The sequence below is a fragment of the Virgibacillus salexigens genome (assembly GCF_000723585.1).
Lineage (GTDB): Bacteria > Bacillota > Bacilli > Bacillales > Amphibacillaceae > Virgibacillus > Virgibacillus salexigens.
Genome location: NZ_CCDP010000002.1, coordinates 428,496 through 447,362 on the forward strand (window position 1 = coordinate 428,496; position 18,867 = coordinate 447,362).

Genomic DNA, 18,867 nt, shown 5'->3' on the forward strand with positions numbered 1-18,867 from the left:
CTTCAATTTTATAACTCTAGCATATCATGAATAAAGAAAATTTGAAGTTTTAAAATAATAATGTTGACAAGACAATGTATATACGGTAATCTTATTTTCAATAATTAAATTAATCGTATAACTTCTTATCCAGAGAGGTGGAGGGACTGGCCCTTGGAAGCCTCGGCAACAGACTTTTCATACGTACTGTGCCAATTCCAGATGCATGCTGCATGAAGATAAGAAGAGGACAAGCTAATGTATATCAAAGCCTCTTCTTATCTATAAGAAGAGGCTTTTTAGTTATACAAACAAAAAGAAAGAAGGTATGTAAAATGACAACCACTCTTATTAAAGCTCCATTCAAGGCAGACCATGTAGGAAGTCTACTTCGACCAGAGAGACTGCATCAAGCAAGAAGAGATTATCAACAAGGCACGATAACAAAAAAGCAACTACGTGCGATTGAAACTGAAGAAATTAATTACATCGTTGATAAGCAAATTGAAGTTGGCTTAAAGGTAGTTACAGACGGTGAATTCAGAAGAACTTGGTGGCATTTAGACTTTTTGGAACATTTAAACGGCATTGAAGGATATGTCCCATCATCTGGCTACCAATTCAAAGATGTCGAAACAGAAAAATACGATGTACGTAACACAGGTAAGATTTCGTTTCATTCAGAGCATCCGTTTATACAGGATTTTATTGCGTTCAAAGAAATTGTTGGTGATCGTGCAGTACCTAAACAGACAATACCGAGCCCAAATCAACTTTTCAATAAAGGGATTCGAAATTCGGAAATCTACCCAAACATCGAAGATTATGCCAATGATGTAATCAAAGCATATCAAGATGCAATTCAAGCATTTTATGATGCCGGCGTTAGATACCTTCAATTAGACGATGTCTACATTGCAGGATTATCAGCACCTTCTATCCCATTTAATGATGGCGATTATTCAAGGGAACAATTAATTGATTTAGCTCTTCGCGTTGTTAATGGTGCATTAGAAAACAAACCAGATGACCTAAAGATTACCACCCACTTATGTAGAGGTAATTATCAATCAACTTGGGCTTTTGAAGGCAGCTATGCTTTAATCGCACCAACATTATTAGCAAAGGAGAAAGTAAATGGCTTTTTCTTCGAGTATGATGATGAACGTTCCGGTGACTTTACGCCTTTAAAGCATATTCCTACTGGAGGGCCACAAGTCGTATTAGGTGTTGTAACTTCGAAGACAGGAGAACTTGAAGATAAAGAAGCGATTATCACTAGAGTAAAAGAGGCAGCCAACTATGTACCTTTAGAGCAATTATGTTTAAGTCCACAATGTGGATTTGCTTCTACCCATCACGGCAATATCTTAACTGAGGAGGCACAGTGGAGGAAACTAAAATTCATTGTAGACGTTGCGAAAGAAATTTGGGAGTAACGATTCCTTACACCAATTATATCTATAAGCGTAATTTTATCGAAGTTTGAAATCGTTTTGCTTTTCGAAGAATATGGCCTTAGCTAACCCGGATAAGCAAAGTTCTTATCCGAGTGGAGCATCATGGGCCTTGTTGTTTCCGCAGAAGCCGAAGGGTTTCTACTGCTTCTTATCGATATATCAGTGGCTGCCTCCTTTCATAAAATCGTTTATGGAAGGAGGCATCATTCTAAATTTGATACCGCTTTTCGGAGGAATTTTATTCGGTTACCATTTGTAATTCAACCGGAATGAAACCTTCTACTTTTTCGCCTTTGACAATCTTTCCAACAGCAGCAATTGCTCTTTCACCGATTAAACCTGGCTGCTGTGCGATGGTTGCATCCATCGATCCTTCTTCTACAGCTGCTACTGCGTCATCAGTAGCATCAAACCCGACAACAACTACGTTATCTAATAAGCCCTGCGCCTGCAGTGCTTCCACTGCACCGAGTGCCATCTCATCATTATGCGCAAATACAGCATGGAAGTCTCCAACACTTTGTAAGATATTTTCCATTACGGATAATCCTTCGGTACGATCAAAATTTGCCGATTGACTAGCAACTACTTCGATGCCTTCTAATTCATCGACAATATGATGGAAACCCTCTCCCCTTTCTCTAGTAGCCGATGCACCAGCAATCCCCTGTAACTCAACGATTTTTCCTGTTTCTTTAAGTTGTTCAGCAATAAAATCTCCTGCCATTTCCCCTCCTTCAACATTATCTGAAGCAATATGAGTTACCACCTCTCCTCCACCTGCACTTCGGTCAACTGTAATTACAGGAACATTCGCGTCATTTGCCAATTCAATCGCTGAGACCACTGCATTCGAATCCACTGGGTTAATCAATAAAACATCAATGTCTTGCTGTAATAAATCTTCGATATCACTCAATTGTGTTGATGGATCATTCTGTGCATCGGAAGTAATTATTTCATATCCCGATTCCTTTGCACTTGCTTCTGAACCATCTCGCAATGTTACAAAAAATGGATTATTTAAAGTGGAAATGGATAAACCCACTTTTACATCTTCACTCGCTTTTTCATTATTCGATTCATCTGAACCATCAGATGCTTCTCCAGGTGCTTCTGTTGAACATGCCACGAGAAAGAGAAATAATCCTAAGGTAAAGCTTACAAGTAATTGTTTTTTCATGTCCATTCCTCCTAATTACGTATAAATTATCACTACTTACGATGTTTTACGATCTAATAATACAGCTAGTAGAATCACCCCACCTTTGACAATTTGTTGATAGAAAGATGGAACATTCAATAAATTTAATCCATTATCTATAACACCTATAATTAGCGCACCAATTAAGGTACCGACAATTCTTCCACGGCCTCCCGCAAGGCTTGTCCCTCCAATTACAACCGCTGCAATGGCATCCAGCTCATACATGGATCCGGCTGTCGGTTGGGCAGAATTCAATCGACTTGTAATAATAATACCTGCTAAAACAGAAAGCATACCAGTTAGTGAATATACCCAAATTTTAACGCGATCTGCTTTTATTCCTGATAACGTAGCAGCCTCTTCATTACCACCTACGGCATATACTTCCCTTCCAAATACAGTTTGTCGAAGAATAAAATAAAGAACAATAAATACAATCACCATTACTATGGCAGGAAAGGGAATTCCAAAAACATACCCCTTGCCGATCATCTCAAAGGCAAAGCTATCCGATAGTCCAGTGATTGGTCTTCCATCTGTGTAGACTAATGTTATACCTCGATAGATTGTCATTGTGGCTAATGTTGCAATAAATGGCGCTACTCTTCCCTTTGTAATGATCAATCCATTGACCGTTCCTAAAATGAGGCCGATTATTAAGCCAATACATACAGCTAGGATCGGGTCTATTCCACTTGTTAATAGACCTGCTGTCAATGCACTGCCTAGTGCTAGAATCGATCCTACCGATAGGTCAATTCCAGCGGTTAATATGACAAATGTCATCCCAAATGCAATTAACGCATTAACGGAAACTTGTCGTAATAAATTAAAAATATTCGTTAATGTAAAGAAATTATCGCTCATTATTGCTAATACGCTAGTAATAAGAATTAACCCGAAGAGTGGTCCCAATGTTGCTAATTGAAGGCGACCTAGCTTTTTCATGCTCTCTCGCCTCCTGTTGCTGCAGTCATAATTATCTCTTGATCCACATCGTTCCGATTAAAGATGCCAATTGTTCTTCCTTCATGTAAAACCATGATACGATCACTAATTCCTAACACCTCTGGTAATTCGGATGAAACCATGATGATAGCCACACCCAGCTCCGTTAGCTCATTCATAATATGATAGATTTCTTTCTTTGCCCCAACATCTACTCCTCTTGTCGGCTCATCTAAAATTAATAGTTTGGGTTTAATACCTAACCATTTTGCTATAACTACTTTTTGTTGATTGCCCCCGCTTAAAGATTTTACTTCTTGTTCTTTACCAGTCATTCGAACTTGGAGTCGATTCATTAAATGATCAATGAAAGCTATTTCTTGTGATTTTCGGATAATTCCTACTTTTGATATCGTTTTCAAATTTGGTAATGCGATATTTTCCCGAATGGATGACTGCAATACTAGCCCCTTTGCTTTTCGGTCTTCAGTAATAAATCCTATCCCTGCCTTCACTGCGTCATTTGGATGTTTAATGACTAACTGTTTACCATGTAATTTTATAGTTCCTTCATTCTTTTTACGAAATCCAAATAAGACTTCCATTACTTCGGATCGTCCAGCTCCCATCAAACCAGAAACACCGAGTATCTCTCCTTGTTTTACATCAAAACTAACATCTTGAAAATATCCTTTTCTAGACAAATGATTTACCTCAAATATTACTTCTCCAAGCTTTCCATTCCTTACTGGAAAACGTTCTCCAAGTTCTCTACCCACCATCATTTTAACTATTTCCTCAAAGGATGTTTGTTCGGTGGCTTTAGTACTAATAAATTCACCATCACGTAGAACGGTAATTTGATCACAAATTTCAAAGATCTCTTCCATTCGATGTGAAATATAAATAATGCTAACACCTTGTTGCTTTAGAGTGGAAATAACATAAAATAGGTTTTTAATCTCTCTTTCTGTTAAAGCAGCAGTCGGTTCATCCATAATAAGTAAATCCGCATTAGCTGCTAATGCTCGAGCTATTTCTACCAGTTGCTGCTTACCTACAGATAAATCACTAGCAATATCGTCTGGAGAAATATTGGATACTCCCAGTCTCTTTAAATTTCGTTCGGTATGTAGTTTCATCTCCTTTTTATTTAGAATACCAGTTTTTTTGTACGTTATTTCTTTACCTAGAAACATATTCTCAGTAACTGTTAAGTAAGGAATAATATTTAATTCTTGATGAATAACCACAATACCTTGTTTCTCTGCTTGTTTTGGATCAGAGAAATGTACCTCCTTGCCCCGAACTTTTATCACCCCTTGATCACGGGTGTGTATACCAGTTAGTACTTTGATTAGTGTTGATTTCCCTGCACCATTTTCTCCCATTAATGCATGTATTTCTCCTTGGACTACTTGAAAACAAACGGAATTTAAAACGTGATTCCCAGCAAATCTTTTATCAATATTTGTCATCTCAATTATCTTGGTTGCTTTAGTCACTTCTATCCCCCCTTGTCCCTATAATGCCTACTCAAACACTGTATTCACATATGGTTGAATAACTTCAGTTATTAAAACGATTTGGTCTTTTAATGTGACCATGAGGAATATACAGATAATAATATGTAAAAACTCTATATTGCCGTGTTTTATCAAGAATGAAGATTCCTACGACTTATGCCTTTTGTTTACTATATTCCTAGTGTTTTTTTAATTATGTTGAATCTCTAACTACTAATTTTGTATCCAATTTTAATTGTTGTATTTCGCTATTTGGATGATTAATATGCTCTAATAATAAATGTGCTGCCTGTGCCCCAATTTGATAGATTGGCTGTTGTATGGTTGTTAATGAAGGAGTGGCTGTTTCAGCCATCGCAATACCATCAAACCCTACTACAGCTAACTGACCCGGTACTTTAATTCCTAGCTTTTCAGCTGCTTTCAAAACACTGATGCCCATCAAATCATTCGCTGCAAAAATACCGTCAATTTCAGGATGGTTCACGAGTAATTCTTTCGTAATTGAAATCGTCATTTCATAATTATATTCTCCACAGACAACGTAACTAGATAAAAACCATTTTTCTTCTTTCACGACATCGAGATACCCTTTTAATCGCTCCATTGTATTAACTGCAAAATCAGGGCCACAAATATGGGCTATACGTTGGCATCCCGCATCTTTTAAATACTGTGTGGCTACTCTTGCACTTTCGCGATTTTTAATAGTGACGGACGATAATTTATCGCTTACAATCCGATCAAGCGCGACTACAGGCACATCTATATGACCAAGATGTTTCGGTTCTAAATTACTTGATACAATAATAAAACCATCCACAGATTTTTGCTGTAATGCTTCTAGATAAGCTTTTGCTTTTTCAGGATTGTCATCCGTATTACAAAGAACAAAGGTGTACTGATGTTTTTTTGTAACGTCTTCAACTGCACGTGCAAGTTCAGGAAAAAAAGGATTCATAATATCAGGAACGAATAGTGCAATTATTCTTGAGCTACCCTTATAAAGACTGCGTGCTATATCATTCGGTCGATAGTTTAATTGGGTAATAGCCGCTTTTACATGTTTTCTAGTATCTATATTTACGTATCCATTATTATTTAAAACTCTAGATACAGTAGCAGTAGAAACATTAGCTAAATTAGCCACATCTTTTATTGTTGCCATGTTTTTTAACCTCTTCCGGAATTAAGTTGATAGTTATATGTAACCCGTTACATGTTACATCTTAGAGCTCCTTGCAGAAATTGTCAATATTTTTTAAAATATCCCTATCTTCCAAAAAGATAAACTGGTATATCTTTACTCTGACAACCAGCATTTATCTTTTCCTACTCAGTAAATATGAAACGAAGACAAAAAATTGGGGTTATTCCTATAATCATCCGAACGATTTCACTCGAATCTGTTCGGATTACTTCATTACATGGTTCTATATTCCTCCGCCAACATAACTCGCCTTCTGGACGTAATAAAAAAAGAGAGGGACTCCCTCTCTTTTACGTGCATCAGCTTGCAATCGTTTTTGCTAGTTTTTGTTTGTTTTTTGTATGATGTTGAATTAACGTATAGATAAACCAACTTAATACGATTGCCCAAATAATTGTCCCAAGTATCATTGAAATGGAATAGTCTAACTGGAATCCTTCCGGAGCATAGAAGATATATGTGCTAACAACTGCTGTCATAAATAATGCTGGTATACTACAAATCCAATGGAACTTATTATGTTTTAATAAATACATAGCGCCTGTCCATAACATAAATGTAGCGACTACTTGGTTTGACCAGCCAACATAACGCCATAAAAATGTATAATCAATTAAAGATAAACAAAAAGCTGGAAGTGCTACTGGAATAACAAGTAAAATGAGTGATTTTTTCCCCATTATATCCTTTTTTGCTATCTGATTAATTAAATCAGCTAGCATCATCCTAGATGAGCGTAGTGCTGTATCCCCTGTAGTAATCGGTAGAATCATAACACCAAGAATTGCTAAAACACCTCCGAATGAACCAAGTGTAGCAACACTTATTTCATTTACTACCCCGGCAGGACCACCACTATTTAATACAGCCTGTAATCCATTTGTTCCGTTATAAAAAGCCATTCCTGCTGCCGCCCAAACTAATGCAATAATCCCTTCACCGATCATAGCCCCATAAAAAACCTTACGTCCTTCACTTTCTTTTTTTAAGGTTCGAGCAAGAATTGGACTTTGTGTACTATGGAATCCTGAGATTGCACCACAAGAGATTGTTACCATTAAAAGTGGCCAGATAGGCAATTGGCCAGGATGCAAGTTGCTAAGCGTTAAATTCGGTACCGAATAATCAAAAAAGAAGATCCCTATTCCAATGGAAACTGCCATAAAAATAAGAATCGCACCAAATATTGGATAAATTTTACCAATAATTTTATTTATTGGCAAAACAGTTGCTAGTAGAAAATAAGCAAATACGACTAAAATACATGTTACAAAATTAAGCGGCGTGATTTGCGTCATCAATTGGGCAGGTGCTGCTGTAAAAGCTGCTGCAACCAAGATCATTAATAAAATGGATAATAACGTAATAAAAGCTCTAGCATATTTCCCTAAATATTTACCAACCAATGAAGGGAATTGCGTGCCACCATGACGAAGTGATAGCATCCCTGACATATAATCATGTACAGCCCCTGCGAATATACAACCAATAACAATCCAAATAAAAGCAACGGGACCATATAACGCTCCCAAAATGGCACCAAAAATCGGACCGGTTCCAGCGATATTTAAAAGCTGTATAAGACTAGCTTTCCACCAACTCATAGGCATGTAGTCAAACCCATCCTGTTTTGCATAGGCAGGTGTAGGTTGTTGATCATTGACGCCAAAAATTCGTTCCACCACCTTTCCGTATACAAAATAACCGATTAGTAATAGCAAGATGGATGCTACAAAAGTAACCATCGCTTTTCCCCTCCTTATCCGAAAATCTAATAGATATAGATTCTCTCGTAGTGTTTTTTGAAATTTTAAAGAATATTCTATATCGGATGTTGGTTTTATGCAAGCTATTTTATGAAAATTTATTTTATTTCCATATCATGGAATTAACAAATAGATTCTTTCCCGAATAAGAATAAGATCTTACACCTTTTTCAGTAATTTAACTATTATAAATTCATTAAATTTATTGACAATACACAAACTTCTGCTATGCTGAAGAATATTATTTCAGATGAAACCCCAAGGAAAGGAAAGGAGAAAATAATGTATACGGATCATCAAATACTTAGAATCCCAGGGCCTACCCCTATTCCCCCTAGTATACAAAGAGCGATGACCCAGCCCATGATTGGTCACCGTAGTCAGGATATGAAAGATTTACTTCACGGTGTAAAAGATAAGCTCAAACCGATCTTTGGTACAAACGAAGATGTATTAATATATACAGCAAGTGGGACAGCTGCGTTGGAAACAGCTGTGGTGAATGCAGTTCAGCCCGGAGATGAGGTTATCGTCATTGTATCAGGCGCATTTGGAGATCGATTTACAAAAATATGTGAGGAATATCACATAAAGGTTCACAAATATGATGTGAATTGGGGAGAGGCTGCGGATCCCGAGCAATTAACACAATACTTAAAATCAATCCCTACGGTAAAAGCAGTATTTGCTACTTACTGTGAAACATCTACTGGTGTTTTGAATCCAATTAAGCAATTAGCAAAGGTTGTTCATCAAGAATCGGAAGCTCTATTTATCGTGGATGGTGTATCTTGTATTGGGGGGACGGAAACAAAAATGGATAAGTGGGGACTTGATATCGTTGTAACTGGATCACAGAAAGCAATGATGCTCCCAGCAGGCTTGGCATTTGTTGCAGCAAGCAAACGAGCGTGGAAAGTGATTGAGAAAAACAGTCATCCCCGTTTTTATTTAGATATGCGAAGATATCGAGACAAACTACAGGAAGATGCAAGTCCGTTCACACCAGCAGTCTCTCTATTATTAGGGCTAAAGCAAGCACTGCAGCTAATTGAGGAGGAAGGATTATCTACTGTATTTCAACGACATCATTTAATGGCAAAAATGACAAGAGATGCCTTTCATGCGTTAGATATTCCGCTTCTCACAACTGATATGGATGCATCGCCAACCGTAACAGCTGTAAAACCAAATGATTTTTCATCAGAAGATCTACGAAGAGAACTTCGTTCAAAATTCGGACTAACGATTGCTGGTGGACAACAGCATTTAAAAGGTAATATTTTCCGAATTGGGCATATGGGATATTGTTCACCAGCTGATGTGTTACAAATTATTAGTCTAGTAGAAGTCGGCTTGCAATCGATAGACAAAACGATTGAACTTGGTACCGGTGTTAAAGCGGCTCAAACTGCTTATTTAGATATTTAATCGAAAATATATTTTCACACAAGGAGGCAGACAAAATGGCTTTTAAAATCCTAATATCAGATCCATTAAGTGAAGAAGGGATGTATCCCCTGCTTCAGGCAGAGAATATTAGTATTGAACTAGCTACAGATTGGTCACAGGAAAAATTGGCAAACCAAATTACAGAATATGATGCGTTATTGGTAAGAAGTCAAACTCAAGTTAACCGGGAATTAATTACGAAAGCCACCAATTTAAAAATTATTGGACGCGCAGGTGTGGGGGTAGACAACATTGATCTTGATGCCGCAACGGAACATGGAATAATCGTTGTTAATGCACCAAATGGCAATACGAATTCAGCAGCAGAACATACAATGGCCATGATCATGGCTCTCTCAAGAAAAATACCTCAAGCTTATTTATCTTTAATGAACAAACAATGGGATCGGAAAAAATACGTAGGTACGGAGCTTAAAAACAAAACACTTGGCATTATTGGTCTTGGAAGAATAGGTGCGGAGGTTGCGTATCGTGCGAAAGGGCAACGCATGAATATCATTGCATATGACCCATTTTTAACAGAAGATCAAGCCAAAAAAATGGATATTCAATATGGATCCGTAGACGAAGTATTACACGCAGCTGACTTTATCACCATCCACACTCCACTTTTAAAAGAGACACGTCATTTACTTAATGCAGACGCGTTTCATGCTGTTAAGCCAGGCGTACACATTGTTAACTGTGCCCGCGGGGGGATCATCGATGAGGACGCATTGTATCATGCGATACAATCTAAAAAGGTAGCCGGTGCAGCTTTAGATGTATTTGAGGAAGAACCATTTTATGATCACCCTCTTTTGGAATTACCCGAAGTTATCGCAACACCTCACCTCGGTGCTAGTACGTTTGAAGCACAAGAAAGTGTCGCGATTGATGTCAGTGAAGATGTCATTCGCTTTCTATCTGGAGAAGCTGTACGTAACCCAGTTAATCTCCCTTCTGTTCCTAAAGATATACTTAGCCAAATTGAACCATATTTCCATCTTGCCGAAAAACTTGGTCACTTCCTTATTCATTTGGCAAATGAACCTGTTGAAGAGATCAATCTATATTACTCCGGTGATCTATCACAAACCAAAATCGGACCAATTACACGTAATACAATTAAAGGGCTATTAACCCGTCATCTAGGCGAACATGTAAATGATGTCAATGCACTTTATCTCGCTGAAAAAAGAGGCATCACTGTCAATGAAAATAAAACATCTTCCACACAAGGTTTTACCAATCTATTAAAAGTGGAAATCATTACGAAATCAGAAAAACGAAGTGTTGCGGGCACGCTATTGAATGGCTTAGGACCTCGTATTGTAAAAATGGATCATTACAGTGTTGATGTTACACCAAAAGGACACTTACTAGTCATTCATCATAAGGACCAACCAGGGGTCATTGGGAAAATGGGAAGCTTTTTAGCCACCCAAGAGATTAATATTGCAACGATGCAGGTCGATAGAGCAGATATCGGAGGCGAAGCCATTATGGTGATGTCAGTTGATCGACACATCGAAGAAAAGGAATTACGAGCGCTGGAGCAACTTGAAGAGATTCATGATGCCACGGCAATTGATTTATAATATATCGATAGGAAAGCAAGAGCTGTCAAATACCTACCTAACAACTGGCATAGGATCCTCAACAGATGCATCTTCCAGTTGTTAAGTAGTTTTTAGAGCGCTCTTGCTTTATTCTTTAATAATCGAAAGAATTTCAGATAAACGATTTACTTCATATGTCGGAATCTCGTTGTTATCGAGATTATTTCGATTAATCCATATGGAAGCTATTTCTGCACGTGAAGCCCCTAGAATATCTGTATGTAAATTGTCCCCCACCATTAACACTTCATCTTTAGCTACCCCAAGCTGTTTTAACATATATTGAAAAATACCTGGATCTGGCTTGCCTTTTCCGAATTCTCCAGAAATTACAATTTGCTCAAAATATCGTTCTAACTCTGCCGTCATCGCTAATTTTGTTTGTTGTAAATCAGGAGACCCATTTGTCAAAAGTGCTAACCGGTATTTCTTATATAGTTTGTCTAATACAGAAAAGGTGTCTTGATATACAAATGAATTCTTTTTACGATATGCTACAAAGGCATTTGCTAAGGTTAAGCCCAAGTGAGAATCATTAACCCCTATTGCCTGTAAACCATTCGTCCACACATCTTTACGATATTGAGGAGCAATTCGATTTAATTGTTTAAAGCTCTCCCCTTCATCGTTAAACTCCCCCCACAGCCCTTCAAATGGATTGATTCCAATCATTTGTGTGAATTTATAAGTGGGATAGGAAGCATAAAGCGTTCGCGCTTCCTGTCTTACTCTATTTTCCAGTTGGATAGGATCAATTACTGGATTTTTATCTTCTGCTAACTTACAAGTCTCTTTAAATGATTCGGAGACACTTCTGCTATCCCATAATAATGTATCGTCCAAATCAAATATAATTGCTTTTAGCATCTATACATCTCTCCTTCTGCCTGCATACGTTAATTAAAAGTATACAACATTTTAATTAAATTAAAAAAACTGAATATTTAGGGTTGCTTTTATTAGAAATATAGACTATTATAGTTATTAAAATTTTTACAGCAAGGGGATAGTGACATGGAAGAATGGACAATTGAAATTAATCGTTCTGCAACAAAAAAGGAAAAGCCAAACACAGATCAATTGGAGTTTGGAAGAGTATTTACAGACCATATGTTTATAATGGATTATTCTGTACCATTAGGTTGGCATGATGCACGCATCATCCCTTACCAACCATTCTCAATTGATCCTTCTGCAATGACATTTCATTATGGTCAATCGGTTTTTGAAGGATTAAAGGCGTATTACACGCCAGAGGGTAATATTCAGTTGTTCCGCCCTGAAAAAAACATGCAACGTTTAAACCGGTCAAATGATCGTCTTTGTATCCCTCCGATCGATGAAGCGTTTGTATTGCAGGCTATTAAGCAGCTGGTGTATTTAGATAAAGATTGGATTCCAACTGCTGAGGGAACTTCCCTTTATATTCGTCCATTCATTATATCTACGGAACCGTTTATTGGAGTTGCTCCATCACATCAGTATAGATTGATCGTTATTCTATCACCAGTTGGGGCCTATTATAAAGAAGGGATTAATCCTGTGAAAATCGCTGTAGAAAATCAATATGTTCGAACGGTTAAAGGTGGTACGGGTGAAGCAAAAACGGGTGGAAATTATGCTGCAAGTCTAAAAGCACAAGAACTTTGTTCTCAAAAAGGATTTACTCAAGTGTTATGGCTTGATGGTGTAGAGAAAAAATATATTGAAGAAGTTGGCAGCATGAACGTATTCTTTAAAATAAACGGTAAAGTATATACACCTGCACTTAATGGCAGCATTCTTGAAGGTGTTACACGTAATTCTGTAATTCAATTACTGCAACATTGGAATGTTCCTGTAATTGAAGAAAGAATTTCAATGGAAGTTTTATATCAAGCTTATTTAGATGGCAGTTTAGAAGAAGCGTTTGGTACGGGAACTGCTGCAGTTATCTCTCCAATTGGGCAGTTAAGCTGGGAGGATAAAGATTTATATATTAATGATGGAAAAACCGGAAAAATATCAAGAGATTTATATAACACATTAACTCGAATTCAATATGGCAAAGAAAAAGACCCCTTCGGATGGATTGATATTGTTAATGAAGCGAATGCAGTAAAGCAGTAATTGAATTTATATTTCCATTTAATAGAAGCATAACTAGTAACATTAAAAGGAGGAAGCAGCTTAATACTTCCTCCTTTTTTTATTACGTTATTTTTTCCTGTTTAATATTTCTAGTTGAATCCATTGTTCTCCTCATGCACACATAATATCAAGTACTTCTCAGAAGGTTTCTCCATATTCTGTAAGCACGTACTCTACTTTTGAAGGAACTCTCCGATAGATAATGCCATCAGCTTCTAGCTCTCTAAGCTATTGGGGCAGCACCATCCTTGTGACATTTGGCATTAATCGTTGTAATTCACCAAATCGTTTCGAACCCCATAAATAAACTGCACGATATACAATATCTTATTATTAAAAAACTAGCTTCCAAGTGATTGTCTTGGAAGCTAGTTTTTCTATCTAGGGATAGAAGTGGTTAAGAAGAAGGTTTTCTTATTCTATGTTAGTTTACAGCACTATACACTGGTTGTTTCTCTCGTACTGCTATATATTCCGGACGCTTTTCACCACCAGAAAACGGCTCCACTAAACGATTTTTAACACTATTATACACCATGAATAAATTATTACGTGGATATGGTGTAATATTGCTGGTTGAACCATGCATTGTGTTACTTTCAAACAATGTAACAGATCCTGCCTTACCAGTTGGAACAGAGATACCCCCGCCTATTCTTGTTAGTTCACGAAGGCTTTCTTCATCAGGTACGCCCAGCTTCTGCTTCTTCAATGATTCTTTATAGTTATTATCAGGTGTTTCACCTACACAACTCACAAAATAGTTATGGGACCCTGGTATAAGCATCAAAGGTCCGTTAAACGAATAGTTATCTGATAGAGCAATAGATACACTGATGGCTCGCATCCGTGGCATTCCATCTTCTACATGCCATGTCTCGAAATCAGAATGCCAGTCAAACTCCTTTCCTTTAAATCCCGGTTTATAATTAATTCGGGATTGATGTACATACACATCGCTTCCCAAAAGGTGACGAACAATATCAAGAATGCGTTTGTCATTTGCCACATCTTGGAAATAGTTATCATCCTGATGAACGTGAAAAATAGAACGGATGTCATTGCTTTCCGGTTCGCGTATTACTTTATCGGAAGCCACATCTTTGTTTGAATCCTGCAGTTCAAAAATCGCTTTCTGCATATCTATCACTTCGTCTTCAGAGAAAAAGTTTTTAATCTGCAGAAATCCATTTTTCTCATAGGAATCAAGCTGTTCTTTTGTAATAGGGGCTTGATTATCTTTGGATCGATCAGTATAGATTACAGGATCCTTCCTTTTCAAAATCTCCGGTTGATTATTTTGTCTTGAAGGATAAAGATCTTCCATGATTAGCACTCCTCCTATTCGAATTTTCACAGTAAGCTTTGTATAACTCCTATCCCTATTGTTGGAAAACCTCCTTACATTAACGACGTCTACCCGTATAGATTACCTATTAAACTCCTAATATAAAAATTTTTAGAATTATTCTATAATCTTTCATAGAACATTGACGTTTTTGCCTACTGTTGCGTATAATAATAACAATTCAAATCAATTCCAAGTTTTTTTATAGGAATTAACAGATTAAGGAGGTCATTGTATTGTTTCTTCAAATGGAAAACATCGGAAAAACGTTTATTGATCAAGAGAAGCAATCCTCTTTTGAAGTCTTTTCCGATATTCGAATTACAATTCCGGAAAATCAGTTTGTTTCCATTCTTGGTCCATCTGGCTGTGGAAAATCCACATTATTATCTATAGTTGCTGGACTAGAAAATACAACAGAAGGTTCTATTTCATTACAGGGAAAGGAAATAAACAAACCAGGTCCAGACCGCGGAATGGTGTTCCAACAACCTTCTCTCTTCCCATGGCTTGACGTGAGAGGCAATGTTACCTTTCCACTTAGAAAAAGATTGTCTAAACAAGATGCCGACAATCATGCGGATCGTTTTTTAAAAATGGTGCAATTAAGCAAATTTAAAAACCATTATATATATGAACTATCGGGAGGAATGCAGCAACGTGTTGCAATTGCTCGCGCTTTAGCAATGGATCCTAAAGTGCTGCTGATGGATGAACCTTTTGGAGCGCTTGATGAACAAACACGCCATATTCTCCAAGACAAATTATTGGATATATGGCAGGAAACACAGAAAACCATTCTATTTGTTACACATAGCATTCAAGAAGCAATTAAATTATCTGACCGAATTATCGTAATGGGTACTCGTCCAGGAAGGATTATTTCAGATATTCCAATTGATCTACAGAGACCGCGTGAACGCGAAGATCGTAATGTTATTGAATTAGAGCAACACATTATGGAACTTTTAAAAATAGAAATAAATAAAGTGTTAAAGGAAGAGTTATCGGATGAATTTCAGCATAGCAGTTAAGCGGATGATCTTTCTCGTTGTTGTTTTAGGTATATGGCAAACGATTTATTCTTTAAACATTTTTGAAGCAATTGTATTCCCCTCCCCAAGTACTGTTGCTACTACATTATATGAAGGCTTTGCAAGTGGGGAGTTTGTAGAAGCTTTAGGAGCTAGCTTTAAACATCTTTTAGCTGGGATGTCATTAGCCATTGTAATCGGAACGATTGTCGGTGTCATTCTTGGTAAATCGAAACAAGCGGATGAAACAGCAGGAATGTATTTAATTGCACTTCAAAGTATTCCAAGTATTGTATGGGTTCCTCTTGCGATCATGTTATTTGGATTTACGGAGTTTTCTGTCATTTTCGTTGTGGTACTAGGAGGAACCTTTGTCATGGCGATTAATGTTCGTTCAGCAATTCAGAACGTATCACCACAGCTTATTCGAGCAGCTAGAACGATGGGGACAAAAGGAATGGAATTATTTTATCGAGTAGAGATACCTGCTGGCATCCCCTACTTTATGACAGGTATACGACTTGCTTGGGCATTTAGCTGGCGTGCATTAATGGCTGGTGAATTGTTAAGTAATGGTCCAGGTCTAGGATATTCGCTAAGCTACGCGCAAGACTACGCGAGAATGGATCAAGTGATTGGTATCATTATAATTATTGGAGTAATCGGAGCATTTATGGATCATTTTGTATTTTCAAAGTTAGAACACACAGTAAGAAAGAGATGGGGACTATTAAGGTGAAAGGATGAATAACGAATGAATAAAATCGTAGAATTTATTTTCCTATTTTCATTAATTGCGAGCGTGTTAGCAGCTTGCGGAAATAATGAAACGGATGGTGAACAAAAAGAGATAACAATTGGTTACTTCCCAAACATTAATCATGTCGCTGGAATGGTAGCCGAGGAAAAAAATTTATATGCGGAAACATTACCAGATGGAACAAAAGTAAATTATCAATATTTTCCTGATGGTTCTGCCTTTATGACTGCATTAGAAACAGGTGAAATTGAAGGTGGTTTAGTTGGACCTGGTCCAGCTATGAATCATTTTGTTAGCGGTGCAAAAGTTAATATTGTCGCAGCTGGATCAACCGGAGGAACAGTGATTATGGCTCGAAATAATGCTGGGATAGAAACGCCCGACGACCTAGCTGGTAAGACATTTATTTCACCTCGCGTGGGATGTACGCATGATGTCCAATTCGAAGCACAAATGAAAGAAGAATACAACCTTACCTCTGATCGAGTCAATGGAGAAATGAAACATGTTACAGGCAAACCAGCAACCTACCATAGTATGTTTACTTCCGGAAAAATTGACGCCGCTACTGTCCCAGAGCCATGGGCTTCTGTCATAGAAGCAGAAGGCAGTGGAGAAGTGCTGATTGACACATCTGAAGTTGCCTGGGGAGAATCACTTCCAGCTGCCGTCTTTGTTACCTCGCAAGATTTAACAAAGAATAACCCTGAACTTGTTCAACATATCGTTGATGGACATAAAAAAGCGACTGAATTCATTCAAGAAAACCCAGAGGAAGCTAAAACAATAGCCATTGATAAAATTAACGAGATAACAGATCAAAAACTCTCGAAATCAGTCATTGATAATGCTTGGAAACGAATTGACTTCACTTACAATATAGAAGCGGATGTCTTACAGGATTTCTCTAATGCTTCCTATGATTTAGCATTTCTAAAAGAAAAACCTGACTTAAAAGGATTAGTTGACAAAAGTTTCATAGAATAACCAATCATCTCCCTGGAAAGAGCCTATCATGGACTTCCAGGGGATCTTTATTATTTCTTTCATAAGATAAGCACAAGGATGATTCCCCGTTTTCAGTTATTCACATATAATTACCTAGCCAACCGCTCCACTTTCTGCATTCAAGCATAACTGCTTTTTCACACCTTGATAGAGACGAAGATAAAAGTATCTTATTCCTATAATCATTGGAACGATTTCACTCGAACCCGTTCGGATGATTTGTTTACATTTAATAGGTTGTCTATCGCTTCGTAACAATGCTTCGCTTTCTTCAAGAGTCTACGTATGTTGACTGCACGTGTAAACGGATGGACGAAGAAGACTTGTATTTAATGTTACGAGTAACGATTGATATTACTACCCTTCAATCGGGAACAGAGCTCGTCTTAACGCATGAACTCGATTCAAACTGAAACTGGCTGGAATAACTGAGGACGCAGCTCGAATGACAGAACCACTTTTAAATAGCTTTAAAAGTAACTTTTCCATCCACTTCTTCTCTTCTCACTTTATCCATCGATTCCAAATAGAGTAACCTCGTTAACGTAGCCATAAATGAACTAAGTATTAAAATAATGTTTGTTGTACCATAAATCTCATAGCAAACTTGATGAGCGGTTTTTGCTTCATCTTTTACTGATGCAAATACTTGCTTTAAACGAGTAACATGTCTCTTCCTTAATTCTTCAATGCGATCACTCAAATGATAAATCGGATCACCATGACCAGGCAAGGCAATCGTGGTTGGGTAGTTCGTTAATAAGAATAAGGAATTAAAATATTCCTTCAAGGGATTAGCTTCTTCCCCAGTCCATAAACCAATTACAGGAGAAACATCTTTTAATATATGGTCTCCAATAATCATAAGCTGTTTATTGCGCTGATAAAAACAGAAATGATCCCAAGCATGACCTGGAGTCCATATTGTTTCATATTTCTCATCACCCAGTTTAATGTTTTCATCCTTCGTGAATATTCCATTCGGTTCAAAATTATAAATATCTGATTCATTTTCGCTTTTTTCCGGGAAATTAGAAACCCCATGTTTTCTTACCAGACAGGCTAATTTCTTCTTTGTATTTGTTTCTCTCCGACATTTCATTTCCTGATAGCTATAATCGGAAACATAGACAGGAATCTCATGAACTTGTTGAAACCATTTTGCAAGCCCAATATGATCCTGATGTGTATGTGTTAATACAATTTTTTCTATCGGAATGCCCTTATCTAATACATCATTCCATGTTCCTTTTGCTTCTTTCGAATTTGTTCCTGTATCAATAACTGTATACCCATGGGCTCCTTTTATTAAATAAGAATTAATCTCTCCCATCCCTTTTGGGAATTTCACCACTAATTTATGTATTCCCTCTGTTACAGTAACAAACATTGCCTTCCCCTCTTTTGATAAATCTGT

16 protein-coding genes, 1 pseudogene and 1 riboswitch are annotated in these 18,867 nt (G+C 37.3%); of the genes and pseudogenes, 8 read left to right on the forward strand and 9 right to left on the reverse strand.

Annotated features, from left to right (window positions below):
* Positions 1-122: 122 nt before the first annotated feature.
* Positions 123-225: riboswitch (SAM riboswitch) on the forward strand.
* Between the two features lie 89 nt (positions 226-314).
* The gene (locus tag BN990_RS14930; protein ID WP_038245705.1) at positions 315-1,418 is read left to right on the forward strand and encodes a 5-methyltetrahydropteroyltriglutamate--homocysteine S-methyltransferase; all 1,104 of its coding nucleotides are present in this window, start codon (positions 315-317) and stop codon (positions 1,416-1,418) included.
* 259 nt (positions 1,419-1,677) lie between these two features.
* Here the strand turns inward: BN990_RS14930 and rbsB are convergent, their stop codons facing one another.
* From rbsB to BN990_RS14955, 5 genes are all read right to left on the reverse strand, one after another.
* Positions 1,678-2,622: a ribose ABC transporter substrate-binding protein RbsB gene (rbsB, locus tag BN990_RS14935; protein WP_038245706.1), complete on the reverse strand. Its 945-nt coding sequence runs from the start codon at positions 2,620-2,622 to the stop codon at positions 1,678-1,680.
* Between the two features lie 36 nt (positions 2,623-2,658).
* Positions 2,659-3,594: an ABC transporter permease subunit gene (locus BN990_RS14940; RefSeq protein WP_021292049.1), complete on the reverse strand. Its 936-nt coding sequence runs from the start codon at positions 3,592-3,594 to the stop codon at positions 2,659-2,661.
* Positions 3,591-5,072, reverse strand: coding sequence for a sugar ABC transporter ATP-binding protein (locus BN990_RS14945; protein ID WP_081856172.1), 1,482 nt, complete (start codon positions 5,070-5,072; stop codon positions 3,591-3,593). The genes BN990_RS14940 and BN990_RS14945 overlap by 4 nt, the downstream gene beginning before the upstream one ends.
* 241 nt (positions 5,073-5,313) lie before the next feature.
* The gene (locus BN990_RS14950) at positions 5,314-6,288 is read right to left on the reverse strand and encodes a LacI family DNA-binding transcriptional regulator (RefSeq protein ID WP_021292047.1); all 975 of its coding nucleotides are present in this window, start codon (positions 6,286-6,288) and stop codon (positions 5,314-5,316) included.
* A 341-nt stretch (positions 6,289-6,629) separates the two neighbouring features.
* The gene (locus BN990_RS14955; protein ID WP_021292046.1) at positions 6,630-8,075 is read right to left on the reverse strand and encodes a carbon starvation CstA family protein; all 1,446 of its coding nucleotides are present in this window, start codon (positions 8,073-8,075) and stop codon (positions 6,630-6,632) included.
* A gap of 303 nt (positions 8,076-8,378) precedes the next feature.
* Here BN990_RS14955 and BN990_RS14960 point away from each other — a divergent pair, with 303 nt between their 5' ends.
* Positions 8,379-9,527, forward strand: coding sequence for a pyridoxal-phosphate-dependent aminotransferase family protein (locus BN990_RS14960; protein ID WP_021292045.1), 1,149 nt, complete (start codon positions 8,379-8,381; stop codon positions 9,525-9,527).
* Between the two features lie 35 nt (positions 9,528-9,562).
* Positions 9,563-11,149 carry a phosphoglycerate dehydrogenase gene (serA, locus tag BN990_RS14965; protein ID WP_021292044.1) on the forward strand — a complete coding sequence of 529 codons (1,587 nt, stop codon included), beginning with the start codon at positions 9,563-9,565 and terminating at the stop codon, positions 11,147-11,149.
* 108 nt (positions 11,150-11,257) lie between these two features.
* On the opposite strand, the gene BN990_RS14970 is transcribed toward serA, so the two are convergent.
* A complete protein-coding gene (locus BN990_RS14970) occupies positions 11,258-12,037 on the reverse strand; it encodes an HAD family hydrolase (protein ID WP_038245708.1) in 780 nt (259 codons plus the stop codon).
* Between the two features lie 147 nt (positions 12,038-12,184).
* Here BN990_RS14970 and BN990_RS14975 point away from each other — a divergent pair, with 147 nt between their 5' ends.
* On the forward strand, positions 12,185-13,279 hold the full coding sequence (locus BN990_RS14975) for a branched-chain amino acid aminotransferase (RefSeq protein WP_021292042.1): 1,095 nt from the start codon (positions 12,185-12,187) through the stop codon (positions 13,277-13,279).
* 165 nt (positions 13,280-13,444) lie between these two features.
* Here the strand turns inward: BN990_RS14975 and BN990_RS22635 are convergent.
* Together BN990_RS22635 and thpD are read right to left on the reverse strand one after the other, a co-directional pair.
* Positions 13,445-13,597 (reverse strand): annotated as a pseudogene (locus BN990_RS22635) (winged helix-turn-helix transcriptional regulator); the annotation flags it as partial.
* 127 nt (positions 13,598-13,724) lie between these two features.
* The gene (gene thpD, locus BN990_RS14980; protein ID WP_038245709.1) at positions 13,725-14,627 is read right to left on the reverse strand and encodes an ectoine hydroxylase; all 903 of its coding nucleotides are present in this window, start codon (positions 14,625-14,627) and stop codon (positions 13,725-13,727) included.
* Positions 14,628-14,884: 257 nt separating this feature from the next.
* Between thpD and BN990_RS14985 the strand changes: the two genes are divergently transcribed.
* From BN990_RS14985 to BN990_RS22640, 4 genes are all read left to right on the forward strand, one after another.
* On the forward strand, positions 14,885-15,682 hold the full coding sequence (locus BN990_RS14985) for an ABC transporter ATP-binding protein (protein ID WP_021292040.1): 798 nt from the start codon (positions 14,885-14,887) through the stop codon (positions 15,680-15,682).
* Positions 15,660-16,421: an ABC transporter permease gene (locus tag BN990_RS14990; protein WP_021292039.1), complete on the forward strand. Its 762-nt coding sequence runs from the start codon at positions 15,660-15,662 to the stop codon at positions 16,419-16,421. Before BN990_RS14985 ends, BN990_RS14990 begins: the two co-directional genes overlap by 23 nt.
* Before the next feature lie 15 nt (positions 16,422-16,436).
* Complete coding sequence (locus BN990_RS14995) at positions 16,437-17,429, forward strand: ABC transporter substrate-binding protein (RefSeq protein WP_021292038.1); 993 nt, start codon at positions 16,437-16,439, stop codon at positions 17,427-17,429.
* Between the two features lie 278 nt (positions 17,430-17,707).
* Positions 17,708-17,863 carry a hypothetical protein gene (locus BN990_RS22640; protein WP_158295244.1) on the forward strand — a complete coding sequence of 52 codons (156 nt, stop codon included), beginning with the start codon at positions 17,708-17,710 and terminating at the stop codon, positions 17,861-17,863.
* A gap of 47 nt (positions 17,864-17,910) precedes the next feature.
* Here BN990_RS22640 and BN990_RS15000 read toward each other — a convergent pair whose 3' ends face one another.
* Positions 17,911-18,840: an MBL fold metallo-hydrolase gene (locus BN990_RS15000; protein ID WP_038245710.1), complete on the reverse strand. Its 930-nt coding sequence runs from the start codon at positions 18,838-18,840 to the stop codon at positions 17,911-17,913.
* Positions 18,841-18,867 lie beyond the last annotated feature (27 nt).

What these genes read in the sequence shown, in the direction of transcription:
- BN990_RS14930 (WP_038245705.1), top strand. Translation starts at nt 315, where the DNA reads ATGACAACCACTCTTATTAAAGCTCCATTCAAGGCAGACCATGTAGGA.
- rbsB (WP_038245706.1), bottom strand. Translation starts at nt 2,622, where the DNA reads ATGAAAAAACAATTACTTGTAAGCTTTACCTTAGGATTATTTCTCTTT.
- BN990_RS14940 (WP_021292049.1), bottom strand. Translation starts at nt 3,594, where the DNA reads ATGAAAAAGCTAGGTCGCCTTCAATTAGCAACATTGGGACCACTCTTC.
- BN990_RS14945 (WP_081856172.1), bottom strand. Translation starts at nt 5,072, where the DNA reads ATGACAAATATTGATAAAAGATTTGCTGGGAATCACGTTTTAAATTCC.
- BN990_RS14950 (WP_021292047.1), bottom strand. Translation starts at nt 6,288, where the DNA reads ATGGCAACAATAAAAGATGTGGCTAATTTAGCTAATGTTTCTACTGCT.
- BN990_RS14955 (WP_021292046.1), bottom strand. Translation starts at nt 8,075, where the DNA reads ATGGTTACTTTTGTAGCATCCATCTTGCTATTACTAATCGGTTATTTT.
- BN990_RS14960 (WP_021292045.1), top strand. Translation starts at nt 8,379, where the DNA reads ATGTATACGGATCATCAAATACTTAGAATCCCAGGGCCTACCCCTATT.
- serA (WP_021292044.1), top strand. Translation starts at nt 9,563, where the DNA reads ATGGCTTTTAAAATCCTAATATCAGATCCATTAAGTGAAGAAGGGATG.
- BN990_RS14970 (WP_038245708.1), bottom strand. Translation starts at nt 12,037, where the DNA reads ATGCTAAAAGCAATTATATTTGATTTGGACGATACATTATTATGGGAT.
- BN990_RS14975 (WP_021292042.1), top strand. Translation starts at nt 12,185, where the DNA reads ATGGAAGAATGGACAATTGAAATTAATCGTTCTGCAACAAAAAAGGAA.
- thpD (WP_038245709.1), bottom strand. Translation starts at nt 14,627, where the DNA reads ATGGAAGATCTTTATCCTTCAAGACAAAATAATCAACCGGAGATTTTG.
- BN990_RS14990 (WP_021292039.1), top strand. Translation starts at nt 15,660, where the DNA reads ATGAATTTCAGCATAGCAGTTAAGCGGATGATCTTTCTCGTTGTTGTT.
- BN990_RS14995 (WP_021292038.1), top strand. Translation starts at nt 16,437, where the DNA reads ATGAATAAAATCGTAGAATTTATTTTCCTATTTTCATTAATTGCGAGC.
- BN990_RS22640 (WP_158295244.1), top strand. Translation starts at nt 17,708, where the DNA reads ATGCTTCGCTTTCTTCAAGAGTCTACGTATGTTGACTGCACGTGTAAA.
- BN990_RS15000 (WP_038245710.1), bottom strand. Translation starts at nt 18,840, where the DNA reads ATGTTTGTTACTGTAACAGAGGGAATACATAAATTAGTGGTGAAATTC.